This is a genomic window from Polaromonas sp. JS666 (genome assembly GCF_000013865.1).
In the GTDB taxonomy this organism is placed as follows: Bacteria; Pseudomonadota; Gammaproteobacteria; order Burkholderiales; family Burkholderiaceae_C; genus Polaromonas.
Genome location: NC_007950.1, coordinates 39,060 through 52,859, shown reverse-complemented (window position 1 = coordinate 52,859; position 13,800 = coordinate 39,060). Strand labels below are relative to the sequence as shown.

The 13,800-nt window shown below is 61.0% G+C and carries 14 protein-coding genes; 1 reads left to right on the top strand and 13 read right to left on the bottom strand.

Features of this window, described 5'->3' with window-relative positions:
- The first annotated feature begins 1 nt into the window (after position 1).
- A complete protein-coding gene (locus tag BPRO_RS26510; protein WP_011486137.1) occupies positions 2-322 on the top strand; it encodes a 2Fe-2S iron-sulfur cluster-binding protein in 321 nt (106 codons plus the stop codon).
- A 94-nt stretch (positions 323-416) separates the two neighbouring features.
- Here BPRO_RS26510 and BPRO_RS26505 read toward each other — a convergent pair whose 3' ends face one another.
- From BPRO_RS26505 to BPRO_RS26445, 13 genes are all read right to left on the bottom strand, one after another.
- Complete coding sequence (locus BPRO_RS26505) at positions 417-860, bottom strand: PaaI family thioesterase (protein ID WP_011486136.1); 444 nt, start codon at positions 858-860, stop codon at positions 417-419.
- Positions 857-1,735 carry an SDR family oxidoreductase gene (locus BPRO_RS26500; protein WP_011486135.1) on the bottom strand — a complete coding sequence of 293 codons (879 nt, stop codon included), beginning with the start codon at positions 1,733-1,735 and terminating at the stop codon, positions 857-859. The genes BPRO_RS26505 and BPRO_RS26500 overlap by 4 nt, the downstream gene beginning before the upstream one ends.
- Complete coding sequence (locus BPRO_RS26495; RefSeq protein ID WP_011486134.1) at positions 1,732-2,595, bottom strand: SDR family oxidoreductase; 864 nt, start codon at positions 2,593-2,595, stop codon at positions 1,732-1,734. The genes BPRO_RS26500 and BPRO_RS26495 overlap by 4 nt, the downstream gene beginning before the upstream one ends.
- A gap of 150 nt (positions 2,596-2,745) precedes the next feature.
- A complete protein-coding gene (locus BPRO_RS26490) occupies positions 2,746-4,431 on the bottom strand; it encodes an electron transfer flavoprotein-ubiquinone oxidoreductase (RefSeq protein WP_011486133.1) in 1,686 nt (561 codons plus the stop codon).
- A gap of 55 nt (positions 4,432-4,486) precedes the next feature.
- Positions 4,487-4,996: a MaoC family dehydratase gene (locus tag BPRO_RS26485; RefSeq protein ID WP_011486132.1), complete on the bottom strand. Its 510-nt coding sequence runs from the start codon at positions 4,994-4,996 to the stop codon at positions 4,487-4,489.
- 81 nt (positions 4,997-5,077) lie between these two features.
- Complete coding sequence (locus tag BPRO_RS26480) at positions 5,078-5,710, bottom strand: TetR/AcrR family transcriptional regulator (protein WP_011486131.1); 633 nt, start codon at positions 5,708-5,710, stop codon at positions 5,078-5,080.
- A gap of 72 nt (positions 5,711-5,782) precedes the next feature.
- Positions 5,783-6,580, bottom strand: coding sequence for an SDR family NAD(P)-dependent oxidoreductase (locus BPRO_RS26475; RefSeq protein ID WP_011486130.1), 798 nt, complete (start codon positions 6,578-6,580; stop codon positions 5,783-5,785).
- Positions 6,581-6,835: 255 nt separating this feature from the next.
- Complete coding sequence (locus BPRO_RS26470; protein ID WP_011486129.1) at positions 6,836-8,092, bottom strand: ABC transporter substrate-binding protein; 1,257 nt, start codon at positions 8,090-8,092, stop codon at positions 6,836-6,838.
- A 116-nt stretch (positions 8,093-8,208) separates the two neighbouring features.
- A complete protein-coding gene (locus BPRO_RS26465) occupies positions 8,209-9,060 on the bottom strand; it encodes an ABC transporter ATP-binding protein (protein ID WP_011486128.1) in 852 nt (283 codons plus the stop codon).
- A gap of 10 nt (positions 9,061-9,070) precedes the next feature.
- Positions 9,071-10,144, bottom strand: a complete 1,074-nt coding sequence (locus BPRO_RS26460) for a branched-chain amino acid ABC transporter permease (RefSeq protein ID WP_011486127.1) — start codon at positions 10,142-10,144, stop codon at positions 9,071-9,073.
- 5 nt (positions 10,145-10,149) lie between these two features.
- On the bottom strand, positions 10,150-11,037 hold the full coding sequence (locus tag BPRO_RS26455; RefSeq protein WP_011486126.1) for a branched-chain amino acid ABC transporter permease: 888 nt from the start codon (positions 11,035-11,037) through the stop codon (positions 10,150-10,152).
- Between the two features lie 3 nt (positions 11,038-11,040).
- Entirely contained in the window at positions 11,041-12,987 is a 1,947-nt protein-coding gene (locus BPRO_RS26450) for an AMP-dependent synthetase/ligase (RefSeq protein ID WP_011486125.1), read from the bottom strand.
- On the bottom strand, positions 12,974-13,723 hold the full coding sequence (locus BPRO_RS26445) for an ABC transporter ATP-binding protein (protein ID WP_157046051.1): 750 nt from the start codon (positions 13,721-13,723) through the stop codon (positions 12,974-12,976). The genes BPRO_RS26450 and BPRO_RS26445 overlap by 14 nt, the downstream gene beginning before the upstream one ends.
- Positions 13,724-13,800: the final 77 nt, after the last annotated feature.

Sequence of the window (13,800 nt, the reverse complement as noted above, 5' to 3'; positions counted from 1 at the left end):
CATGACAAAAGTTACTTTTATTGAACACAATGGTACGGTCCGCAACGTGGACGTCGACGACGGCCTGTCGGTGATGGAGGCCGCCGTCAACAACCTGGTGCCGGGCATCGATGGCGACTGCGGTGGCGCCTGCGCCTGCGCCACCTGCCATGTGCACATCGACGCCGCCTGGCTGGACAAGTTGCCGCCGATGGAGGCGATGGAAAAGTCGATGCTTGAGTTTGCCGAGGGCCGCAACGAAAGCTCGCGCCTGGGTTGTCAGATCAAGCTCAGCCCCGCGCTTGACGGCATTGTGGTGCGCACGCCGCTCGGCCAGCACTGAGCAATACTGAACGGCCGGGCCCGTCCTGGCTGTTCAGTGTCGGCACGCGGATCGAAGTCTGGCCGCGTGCGCTATGGTCAGGAGCGGGAGCGCATCACACGTGCTTGACCAGCGACTTGGTGTAGATGCGGTAGGTGCCGATGCCGTGCGACACGATGTCGCCATCCAGGTCGTCGAGCGTCACCTTCATCGATACGTAGGCCAGCGTCTTGCCGATGTGGTCGGGCGTGGCCGATGCAAACAGGACGCCGCTGCCGATCGCACGCATGAAATCCACGGTGAGCGTGACGGTGACGGATGACAGGATGCGCTGATCGCTGCCCGGAATCCGTCGGTCGATCAGCGTCCTGCCGCCAACTGCGTCGAGCAGGGTCAGGGGCACACCGCCGTGCAGCACGCCGTGGGGGTTGAGGTGGTCACGCCGGATCGGCAGCCGGAAATACAGGCCGCGTTCGTTGTGCAGGATGTCGTACCCCACCAGTTGCTGAAACGGCCGGTGGAAATAGCTGGCCGATGGAGCCGGTTCCGGCGCGTTCATGACGGATCGACCTTGAAGTAGTCGGGTTTACCGGCCGGCCAAAACTCGCCCCACAGCAGCATGCCACCCTCGATGTTGAGCAACTCGCCGGTGATGAACTTGCCCGAAGGGGCTGCGAGGTAGACCACTGCCTCGGCGATGTCCTGCACGTCACCGGGACGCTTCATCGGGTTGCACTGGTAGAAGGTCGAGACGTTTTCTTCGCGGTAGTTGTTGAAGCCGTTGCTCTCGATGGCGCCGGCGCCGATGCAGTTGACGCGGATGTTGTGCTCGGCCCATTCGACGGCCAGCGTGCGCGACAGTGCAATCACGCCCGCACGCGAGGCGGTGGTATGTGCCATGCCGGTCAGGCCGCGTTCGATGGCGGCGGTGATGTTGACGATGTTGCCGGGACGGCCCTGTTCCACCCAGCGCCTGGCCGCGCCTTGCATCATGTACCAGCTGCCGTTGAGGTTGGTGTCGATCACCGCGTTCCAGCCCTTGTCGGTGAAGTCCATTGCGTGGGCGGCGAACTGGCCACCGGCGTTGTTGACCAGCACGTCCACGCCGCCGAAACTTTCCCACACGGCGCTGAGCATGGCGTCCACCTGCTCGGGCTCGCGGATGGTCATCGGGTAGATGAACACCTCGCGATCCGACAGCGCGCGCAGTTTTTCGGCGCAGTCTTCCAGCTTGTCGGCCTTGCGCCCGCAGATGGCCAGCGTGGCGCCCAGCCGGGCGAACAAAAAGGCAATCGCCTTGCCGATGCCGCTGCCGGCGCCCGACACCAGCACCACCTTGCCGGCGAACAGGTCGTCGCGGTAGACCGTCGGGAGCGCGGCCAGCGCTTCGTCGCCGGGGCCGAATTTGGGGTGTTGCGCGTGCGCCGCAGTCATGGGGTCACCTTGAAGTAATCAGGTTTTGGAATGGTCCAGGCTTCGCCCCAGAGTACGCCGCCACCGTCCACCGTGAGCAGCTCGCCGGTGATGAATTTGCCGCTGGGCGCGCTCAGGTAGACCGCCGCTTCGGCAATGTCCTGCACGTCACCCACGTGCTTCATCGGGTTGGCGACCGAGAAGGCCTTGACCGCCTCGTCCGAGTACTGGCGAAAACCCGTGCTCTCGATGACGCCGGGGGCGATGCAGTTGATGCGAATGCCGTACTCGGCCCATTCGACCGCGACGGTCTTGGACAGATAGGTGACCGCCGCGCGCGCGGCGCAAGTGTGCGCCACGCCCGGCATGCCGCGCTGGGTGACGGCCACGATGTTGACGATGTTGCCCGCTGCGCCCGTGTCTTTCCAGCGACGGGCGATGGCGTGCATCATGTACCAGGTGCCGTTGAGGTTGGTGTCGATCACGGCCTTCCAGCCTTTGACCGTGAAGTCCAGCGCCCGCTGAGGGTACTGTCCGCCGGCATTGTTGACCAGCACGTCGACGCGCCCGAAGTGTTGCCACGCCGCGTCCATCAACTGCGCCACCTGCTCGGGCTCGCGGATGGTCATGGGCTGCACCAGCACGTCCGGACTGCCCAGTTTGCGCAGCCACTGAGCGCAAGACGCCAGCTTGGCGGCGTCACGTCCGCAGATAACCAGCCTGGCGCCCAGGCGCGCATACAGGAAGGCGATGCCCTTGCCGATGCCGCTGCCGGCGCCAGAGACCATCACGACCTTGTCCTTGAATAGACCCGGCTGGTAAACCGTGGCTTGGTTGGCGAGGGCTTCGTCGTCGAAGCCGAAGGTAGAGTCTGCTGTCATGTTGGCCCTTTAGAAACGAGAATTTCGCAGTTCGGGTCGGTGATCCGGGATGCGGATGCCAAGACGCCAGCGTCCCGGCTTTGGCGGGTGCCAGCACAAATATTGCCGCCGTGAAGGATCAGAACCTTTTGAAACACGGGCAGGATCCGGCTACATGCCCGCGTAGTTCGGCCCGCCGCCGCCTTCGGGTGTGACCCAGACGATGTTTTGCGTCGGGTCCTTGATGTCGCAGGTCTTGCAGTGCACGCAGTTCTGGGCGTTGATCTGCAGCCGGTCCGAGTCATCGTCGTTCTTCACAAACTCGTACACGCCGGCCGGGCAGTAGCGGCTCTCGGGGCCGGCGTAGTTCGCCAGGTTGATCCGCACCGGCACGCTGGCGTCTTTGAGTGTCAGGTGCGCGGGCTGGTTTTCTTCGTGGTTGGTGTTGCTGATGAAGACGCTGGAGAGGCGGTCGAAGGTGAGCTTGCCGTCGGGCTTGGGGTAGCTGATCTGCGGCATCTCGGCGGCCGGGCGCAGGCAGGCGTGGTCGGCCTGGGTGCGGTGAATCGTCCAGGGCGGACGCTTGATGCCGAGCCTGGGCAGCAGCCACTGCTCGATGCCGGTCATCAGGGCGCCGACCAGGCTGCCTTTTTTGAACCATTGCTTGAAGTTGCGCGACTGGTCGAGTTCGGTATGCAGCCAGCTGTTTTCGAACGCTGTGGGGTAGGCGCTGAGTTCGTCACCGCTGCGACCGGCGGCGAGGGCGTCGAATGCGGCCTCGGCGGCCAGCATGCCGCTCTTGATGGCGGCGTGGCTGCCCTTGATGCGTGCGGCGTTCAGGTAGCCGGCATCGCAGCCGATCAACGCGCCGCCCGGGAACACGGTCTTGGGCAGGCTGAGCAGGCCGCCGGCGGTGATGGCGCGCGCGCCGTAACTGATGCGCTTGCCGCCTTCGATGTGGGCGCGGATGGCCGGGTGGGTCTTCCAGCGCTGCATTTCCTCAAAGGGACTGAGCCAGGGATTCTTGTAGTCGAGCCCGGTGACAAAGCCGAGCGTGACCAGGTTGCCTTCGAGGTGGTAGAGAAAGCCGCCGCCATAGGTTTGGCTGTCCATCGGCCAGCCGGCCGTGTGCAGCACCCGGCCAGGCTGGGCGCGGGCCGGGTCGATCTCCCACAGCTCCTTGATGCCCAGGGCATGGCTTTGCGGGTCGCGGCCCGCGTCGAGCTTGTATCTGGCGATGAGTTGCTTGCCGAGATGGCCGCGCGCGCCTTCGGAAAAAATGGTGTACTTGGCGTGCAGTTCCATGCCGAGCTGAAAGCCCTCATGCGGCTGGCCGTCCTTGCCAATGCCAAGGTTGCCGGTGGCGACACCTTTGACTGAACCGTTGTCGTTATACAGCACCTCGGCAGCGGTGAAGCCGGGGAAAATTTCCACGCCCAGCGTTTCGGCCTGCGCGCCCAGCCATTGGGTCAGGGCCCCGAGGCTGATGACGTAGTTGCCCTCGTTGTGGAAGCAGTCGGGCACCAGGAAGTCGGGCGTGCGTTTGGCGCCGGTCTCTGTGAGGAACAGCACGTCGTCACCGCTGACGGGCTGGTTCAGCGGCGCGCCCATCGCTTTCCAGTTGGGGAAAAGTTCGTTCAGGGCGATCGGGTCCATGACGGCGCCCGAGAGGATGTGGGCGCCGGGGGCGGAGCCTTTTTCCAGCACCACGACGGACACATCCTGGCCTTTTTCGGCGGCCAGCTGCTTGAGGCGGATGGCCGTGGCCAGGCCGCCGGGGCCGCCGCCGACGACTACCACGTCGTAGTCCATGGATTCGCGGGGGCCGTATTGTTCAAGCAGGGAGGAGGGCATCATGCGAAGAGAGTAAAAAAGTTGGCGACCCTGGGGCCGAAGCTGGCTAAGGAGGTGGTTAAGGGCCGCTGTCGGCTGGCAGCGGCGGTGCGGTGCGCGGTGCGCCGTCACGCTTGTAGACCATCACCGTGCGCTTGAACGTGCAGACAATGACGCCACCCTGGTTGTAGCCTTCGGTGCGCACCGTGACGACGCCGACGTTGGGGCGCGATCGCGACTCGCGCTTGTCCAGCACCGTGGAGCGGGAATAGATCGTGTCGCCCTCGAACACCGGATGCGGCAGCCGGACTTCGTCCCATCCGAGGTTGGCCATGACGTTTTGCGAGACATCGCTCACCGTCTGGCCCGTCACGAGAGCCAGTGTGAGGCAGGAGTTGACGAGCGGGCGGCCGAACTCCGTCTGCGCGGCGTAGTGGGCGTCGAAGTGCAGCGGCGCCGTGTTTTGCGTCAGCAGCGTGAACCAGATATTGTCCTGCTGGGTCAGGGTGCGCCCGAGGGCATGCCGATACTCGTCGCCGACATCGAAGTCTTCGTAGAACCGGCCGCGCCAGCCTTCTTTAACCGTCATTTTTTGCTCCTGCTTCGGGCTGCAAAGTCTGCGCGACCTGCCGAGGAGGCCGACACTGCCGCAGTGAAATGGTTTGTCATGTTATGCCTTGTCATGTATGAGGATTCCATCGAACACGATCGCTGTGATTTGGCGCACGAAGTCCTGGAACGAGCCGCGCTGGGGGTTGTACCACTCCACCGTCCAGTTCAACGCGCCAATCACGAAGAGTCGAACCATCGCCGTGTTGGTGTCCTGGCGCAATTCACCGCTGGCGAGCGCCGATTCGAACAAACGATCCCAATAGTCCGAGTAGGCCCGCCGGATCACCCGATGGCGATCTTTTGCGCTGGCCGGGATCTGGCCATAGATGCGAATGTTGGCCGACGTGAAGTCACCATGGTGGAGCATTCCCCAGAGGTGGCCTTCGATGCCGGCGGCGATGCGGTCGCGCCAGCTTGCATTTTCCGCAAGCGCTTCGATTCGGGAGCGAACGGCGTCAGCGACGATCGTGATACCCTTGTCCAGGACTTCGCCGAGGATCTCTTCTTTTGATGCGAAGTGATAATAGATGCTGCCGGCTTTGACGCCGGCCGCGTCGGCAACCTCGCGCAAAGTGGTCGCGGCATACCCATGGTGTCTGAACAGTCGCGCAGCTTCGAGCAGGATGCGCTCGCGGGTAACGGGGGCTTCGGGGATCGTGGCGGTGGCTTCAGAACGTGGCTTGTTTGTCATATCGGTCGTTAGTTAGGTTTAACAAGCCGATCGTAGCAGGCGCGTTCCGGTGTCAGCAGGGCGTGAACCCGCTTAGCCGATCATGCTGTAGCCACCGGAGACGGACAGGACCTGCCCGGTGACATGACCCGCAACCTTCGCCGAAGACAGGAAGACGACGGCATTGGCAATATCCTGCGGCCGCCCGACCTTGCGCAGCGGCAGCGCCTTGGCGACTTTTTCCAGTTGTTCGGGCGTGAACATGCTGTCGGCATCAACCCACATGCTGCTTCCGCCCACTTCGTCGGTGGTGCTCGGGATCGTGATGCCGGGGCAGACCACGTTGCAGCGGATGCCGTAACGTCCGTTTTCCTTGGCGATCGTTTTCATGAAGCTGTTGATGGCGGCCTTGACGCCGCCGTACACGGCCTCGCGCGGCTCGCCCTGCCGGCTGGCGTCGGAACTGATCGAGACGATGGAGCCCGCGTTGCGGGGAATCATCAGATCGAGTGCGGTTTTGGTGCAGTTGAGAACGCCGACGTAGTTGATGGCGATGATCTTCTGCCAGAGATCGGGGGTCGTCTGTGTGAAGAACATCAACTGGTCCCAGCCGACGTTGTTGACGAGTACATCGACGCCGCCAAACTTGTCAACTGCGGCCTTGAACATGGCTTGCACCTGATCGAGCTGGGTGACATCGGTCTTGACAACCTGCGCCGACGCTGCGCCGCTGAGCAAAGCGAGTTCGGCCGTCTTTTGTGCCTGCTGCTCATCCACGTCGCCGATGGTGATGTGGGCGCCTTCGGCAGCGAAGCCGAGCACGATGGCACGGCCGATGTTCGAGCCGCCACCGGTGACGATGACCGATTTGTTTTTGAGATCAATATCCATATTTACTCCTTGCGCGTTGGCGCTTGATTGATTTGATGATAGTGTAACTGTCAAACGATAGTTAGGTAAATGACGTTTAAATTTCCCGCATTTTCAGATTTCAGATAATTGACCAGACGATTTGCAGTGCAAGCCGCCGCATCGGGCGCCACGCGGCCTGCTTCATCGGTTACCCAATGACGACCCGAAAAACACGGGATAAGGGGACATGGTCGGTGCGCTATGGCCCGACCATGCCCCTCAGGGGTATTCCAATTACGGTTTGGACTTGGCGAACTCGCCGGATTCTTTTTTGACGATTTCCTGGACGACATCGTTGTACGCGGAGAACCAGTCGGTCTGTGGCACCCACTTGGCGCCATCCCACATGTCGATGCGGGTCTTGCCGCCTCCGCCATGATCCTTGGCGGTCACTGTCACTGGGGCGATCAGGTCTTCGGCATCAAAGTTCTTCAGGCTTTCCAGACCGCGCTTCATTTTGTCAGGAGTGATCGGCCAGCCATTTTGCTTGATGGCCAGGCGAGCTCCCTCGAAAACGCTGGCATAGATGGCCAGCCCGGTGTTGTAGTAAATATCGCTGAGATGCTTGCGGTCACCGCTGCCCTTGCCCTTCTCATACAGATCCTTGATGATCTGCTGCATCAGCGGGTGGCTTTGCCCCCCCACCACGTTGGTGCCGCGTTTGAGGCCTTTTGCGTTTTCCAGACCAATGTTGGCAAGATCAACTTCGTTGAGCCAGTTGACGGAAATGTATTTGTCCATCGGGATGCCGTTGCGCTTCATTTCGCGCGAGGCGACGACGTGCATGTTGGCCAGGTTCCAGCTGAGAACCCAGTCGGGGTTGAAGCGGCGGATCTGGGTCCAGGCGGCGGCCTGGTCATTGCCCGGCATCGGGTTGGGAACCAACTGCAGCTCAAAGCCTTCTTTGGCCGCGAGCGTCTTCAACACGCCGATCGGTTCCTGCCCGAACGGATAGTCGGGGTAGATGAACGCGATCTTCACGCCCTTGAGGTTGCCGCCGGACTTGGTTTTGAGGTACTGGATGTTGTTGGCCATTTGGCCCCAGTAGGTCGGCCCGATGGGGAAAATCCACTTGAACACATCGCCATCGACCGCATCGCCACGGCCTACAAAAGACTGCATCATTACATTGCCATCGGCCATGGCGCGAGGAAGTACGGCGCGGGAAACCGGCGTGGACAGGAAATCGAAGGCAATGGCGCCCTCGCGTTTCATCTTTTCGTAGCACTCAATGCCGCGTTGCGGCTCGTTGCCATGGTCTTGAACCAGAATCTCAATCGGGTGCCCTTCAATGCCGCCTTTCTGGTTAAGGATTTGTGCATAGTCGCGTACCGCTTGGGAAACCTGTGGCGTAACAAAACCGTAGGACTTGCTCAGGTCATAACAAAGCGCGAATTTGATCGGCTGCGCTGGCGCCTGCGCCTGCGCGGACTGCAGACCGGCAAGCGCCAATCCCAGACCGGCCACGACAGAAAGTAACTTGAATCTCATGTCTGTTCTCCTAAGAAACGTACGGATTAAAAAAAGTCCGATGGGCACGCCGTACAGTACGGCCCAAGACTGAACGCCAAATCAGGTATCGACGTGGACAGGGTAACCACGGGGGGTCAGGTCAGCCAACGTTTGCGTCTGCGATAGTGCTTGATGTCATGGAAACTGCGGCCTTCGGTGCCGCCCAGATAGAACTCCTGGATGTCCGGGTTTTTCTTCATGGCTTCTGCGCTGTCATGCATCACCACGCGTCCGTTCTCGATCAGGTAGCCATGCGAGACGACCTCCAGAGCGGCAATTGCGTTTTGTTCCACCAGCAGAACGGACAGCCCTTCTTCCTTGTTGATGCGTCGGACAATGTCGAAAATCTCTGCCACCAGAAAAGGCGCGAGACCGAGGCTCGGCTCGTCAAGCATCAGCAGTTTGGGTTGCGTCATCAATGCACGGCCAATGGCCAGCATCTGCTGCTCGCCGCCTGACAGATAGCCGGACTGCGCGGTGCGTCGCTGATGCAAGCGCGGGAAGTAGCTGTAAACCATGTCCTTGTTACGCAGCATGTCCTGGCGGGTGCCACGCACCGCCGAGGCCGCCACCAGGTTCTCGTCAGGCGTCATGTGTTCGAACACACGCCGCCCTTCCAGCACATGAACGATACCGAGCTTGACGCGCTCCTGAGGCGCCAGCGCATCGATGTTCTGACCCAGGAATTGCACCTCACCGCGGGTTACCAGGCCGCGCTCAGGGCGCAGCAGGCCGCTGATCGACTTCAGCGTCGTGCTTTTACCAGCGCCGTTGGCGCCCAGCAGTGCAACCATGCCGCCTTGCGGCACATCGATCGAAATGCCCTTGATGGCGAGCGATACATGATCGTAGATGACCTCGACATTGTTCAGTGACAATATCAAGGCAGGTTCCGCTGTCTGGTTTTGCATCAGCGTTGGGGAGGGGGTTAAGTTGTCAGTCGCCATGATGTCGTTTTTACTTTCGGGCGTAGCCGAAGGGCCAGACCAGCAGGTAGTTGCGCAGATTGGTGTACATCTTGCCCAGGCCCATCGGCTCGACCAGCAGGAAGATAATGATCAGTGCGCCATAAACCGCATGCGGAATGTGGGCCAGCGTTTCAACGCCGAGCGAGATTCCCATGAGCTGCGCCAGCCAGGCGATCAGGCTGTTCATCAGGCCGGGCATCAATAGAATGAAGGCGGCCCCAAAGTAACTGCCGATGATGCTGCCCAGTCCGCCGACGATCACCATGGCCAGCAATTCGATCGACACGTTGACCGCAAATTGCTCCGGTGTCGCCACCCGGTAGAAGGTGAAAATCAGGATAGCGCCGCTGACGCCGCCGATGAAGGACGAGGTGGCGAATGCCACCAGCTTGTAATACAGGCTGTGTACGCCGATGACTGCTGCGGCGAAGTCCTTTTCACGCACGGCAACGAGCGCGCGGCCAAGCCCGGTGCGGCGCAGATTGAGCATGAAGACGGTCACGAGCAGGCACCAGCCCAGCGCCATATAGTACAAGCCGCTCTCTGAAGTGACGGTCTGACCGAGCAAGCGCATCGCGGGTGCTTGCAGCGTGGCCTGGGAGCCGCCGCTGATCGCGGGCACATGGGAGATCACCCAGTCCATCACGAACTGCAGCGCCAGCGTGCTGAGCGCCAGATACAGGCCTTTCACGCGCAGCGCCGCGAAAGCGAAAACGATGCCGATCACAGAGGCCATCACGCCGCCGAGCACCACCGCGATTTCCCAGGGAATGCCGTTGCGTGCGCCGTGCACCGCCGTGTAGGCACCGATGCCCATGATGGCGGCATAGCCGAAGTGGAACTGACCGGCCCAACCCAGGATCAGGTTCAAGCCGAGCACGGCCGAAGTCCACACCAGCCACGGTAACAGCTGGGTGCTGAGGACGAGCGAGCTCATGGTAAATGGCGCAGTTAACGCAAAGGCCAGCAACAAGCCGATCATCCAGCGATCCGCGGGGATCGGGAAAAGCGAGCGCGTGTTGGCGTAACTGGTATGGGAAATTCCTGATTGACGAAATAGCATGACCTTCAGATCCTTTCAATGTCGTGGCGCCCGAACAGGCCGTGCGGCCGAATCAGGATGGTCAGAATCAACGTTGCGGCAACCACCAGGTCGCGGCTGCCACCGCCAAGCAATGGGTCGAGATAGCCTGACGCAACGCCTTCCAGAAGTCCCAGCAGCAAGCCGGCCAGAATGGCCCCGCCGATGCTGTCAAGACCGCCCAGAACGGCGACGGTCAAGCCCTTGAGTAAAAGCAGCGCCAGCCCCTGGTTGACCCCTTGAACCGAGCCCCACAGCACACCGGCTGTGGTGGCCAGAACCGAGGACATGGCCCATGAAAATGCCACCCCGCGTTCAACCGAAATACCGATCGACCACGATGCGATGTAATCATCGGAGATGGCGCGCAGGACAATGCCTCTGCGCGTTTGAAAGAAGAACATGAGGACCAAAAACAGCGCAACGGCCACCACGGCCCCCACCACATAAGCCCGATTCAACAACAGGGGCCCCAGGAACAGCGGTTCGTCGCTGATGCCAATGGACAGCGTACTGCCGCCGCCACCCCAGATGGCCATCGCGGTCGCGCGTATGAAGATGTCCAGCCCCAGTGTCATCATCAGTATCATGATGATGGGGCGGCCCGCCAGCCGACGCAAGGCCACCCGTTCGATGCCCATGCCGAGAAAGAACATCGTCCCCATCGCCAGCGGGATGGCGGCCCACATCGACACGCCCAATCCATTGGCAATCGCCAGCACCACATAGGCACCCAGCATGGTCATCGCACCTTGCGCCAGGTTAGGCACCGAGGACGACTTGTAGATGATCACGATGCCCATGGCCACCAGTGAATACATGAGCCCCGACAGTGCGCCGTTGATGGCCAATTCGGCAAACAGTGAAAAGTCCATGATTTAAATCTCCTGTACCGAGAGTTGGCGCTCGATGGTGCCGACCTCTCCGGTTTCGTACGTGATCTGCGCTTTCATCGTGACCATTTTTTGACCACCGTAGATCGCATCAATGATGGGTGCATAACGCTGTTCCACCACGTTGCGGCGCAACTTTCGGGTTCGCGTCACCTCGCCATCGTCGGGGTCGAACTCCTTGTGCAAGGACACGAAGTGATGCAGTTTCAAGCCGTCCGGCAGGATGCTGTTGACGCGCTTGACCGCTGCCGTGATCAGTTCGATCACCTCGGGCTTTTGCGACAGGTCGGCATAGGACATGTAGGAAATGCCCCGTACCTCGGCCCAATGGCCAACCGGTTCCTTGTCGATGCAAATGATGGCCGCCAGTGTGTCGCGACCGCTCCCGAGCACTGCCACGTCCTTGATGTACGGACTGAATTTGAGGCGGTTCTCGATGTAGTTCGGGATGTAGCGTTCGCCCTTGGAGGTGTACACCACCTCCGACAAGCGTCCAAGTACCACCATCTGTCCGTCGGGCTCAACATAACCAGCATCGCCCGTGCGCAGCCAGCCATCCTCAAGTGCTTCCCGGGTGGCATTTTCAAGCTTGTAGTAACCGGAAAACACACTTCCGGAGCGAAGCATGATCTCGCCGTTGTCGCCGATCTTGACTTCCACACCGGGCAGCGGTTTGCCAACCGTGTGCAGGCGTACTTCTTCAATGTCCTGCAAGGCATTGAAGGCGCTGCTTTCGGTTTGACCGTAGAACTGTCGCAATTTCACGCCGAGTGCACGGTAAAAAACAAAAGTGTCCTCGCCAATCGCTTCGCCGCCCGTGAAGGCATTGCGCAGGCGGGTCAGGCCGAGTTGATCCTTGACCGGCCCGAAGATCAGCAATTCACCTAGCGGGCGCATCAGACGCTCTTTCAGGCTGGGCGGTTTTCCCTCAAGCTTGCTTCGTTCAGCGGCCAGCGCGGAGTTCATGAAAACATCGTAGAGCCACTTTTTCAGTGGTGTCGAGTCTTCCATGCGCACCTGAATGGTGGTCAGCATGTTGTCCCAACTGCGGGGCGCAGCCAGATAAAAAGTGGGCGCCACCTCGCGCAGGTCGTGCAGCACCGTCTCTTGACGCTCTGGAATGTGGATGGTGAAGCGCAACGCAACACCAGCCGCGACCGTGATGGCAAAGTCGCCCACCCATGCCATGGGTAGGTAGGCGAGTATGGTTTCGCCAAAGGTGAAGGCGCCACCGCGGTGGGCGTTGCGCACCCCGGAGAGTAAATTGCGGTGGCTCAACACCACGCCCTTGGGTTTGCCGGTGGTCCCCGATGAATGCACAAACACTGCGGGTCCGTCAGGCTGCGCCCGCTCAATCAGGGATCGGCGCAAAGTTGGCTCGGCCCGCAGGCGCGCGGCACCGATTTCCTGTACCTTGTCCCACGACATCAGCCCGGAATCGGGGTAGCCGGCCAAACCGCGAGCATTGTCATAAATAACGTGCTCAATCGCTGATCCCTGTTCGCCCTGGTCGAGTACCTTGTCGACCTGTTCCTGGTCTTCGGCCAGGACAAAGCGGACATGCGCTTCCTGCATGAAGTGACGAATTTCGTCGGATGTTGCATCAGGGTAGACCGGCATCGCGTAGCCGCCCAGCATGCCGACTGCGAGCATGCCCATGTAAAGCCGGGGCCGGTTGTCGCCCAGTACCAGCATGGCATCGTCCGAACCAAAACCCATGCTTTCCATGCCGGCCGCGCAGGCGAGCGTGGCCTCCAGCATCTGCGACCAGGTGGTTTCCTGCCAGATTCCCAGGTGCTTTTCGCGCATGGCCACATGCTCGCCGAGCAACTCGGCGTTGCGGGCCAGAATGCGGACGAGTGTGGTGTCGACACCCAGGTCCCAGGTTGTGGTGTTGCCGCCCTTGGCGGAGTCCATATCAGCGCGTTGCATGCGCACCCCCCAGATAGGCCTTGATCACGCGCTCATCCTTCATCACCTCGGCAGGAATCCCGGTTCCGATGGTTTCACCATAGCTGAGCACCATCATGCGATCACAGATGCCGGTGATCACATCCATGTGGTGCTCGATCAGCAGCACCGTGACATTGCGCTCGTCACGCGCATCGAGAATAAAGCGGGCCATGTATTCCTTTTCCTCCTGGTTCATGCCGGCCATCGGTTCGTCAAGAACCAGAAAGCTGGGCTCGGCCACCAGCGCGCGCGCCAGTTCGACCCGTTTTTTCAATCCGATCGGAATGCTGTCCACCAGTTCGTCACGCACGCTTTGAAGCTGCATGAAGTCGATGATTTCTTCGACCTTGAGCCGGTGTTCTATCTCATCCTGGCGACCCAGCCACCAGTAGAGGGCAGTTTTGGCCACGCCGGGCTTCATGTGGATGTGGCGCCCCAGCAGGATGTTGTCGAGCACGCTCATGCCGTTGAAGAGCGCCAGGTTCTGGAAGGTGCGCGCCACGCCCAGGGCTGCGACCTTGTGCGGCGCCATGCCGGTGATGTCGCGGCCATTGAGCAGGATGCTGCCAACCTGTGGCGGGAAGAAGCCGGTGATGGCGTTGGTCATGGTGGTCTTGCCACTGCCATTGGGCCCGACCAGGCCAAAGATCTCGCCGCGCTCGATGCGCAGATTGACCCCGGTCAGTGCGACCAGGCCACCGAAACGGCGCTCCAATCCTCGACATTCGAGGACGGGGTCTGTTGCGTGGTTGTTGGCTTGCGTCGGAGTCGATCCCCGCTCTTTGGTACTGT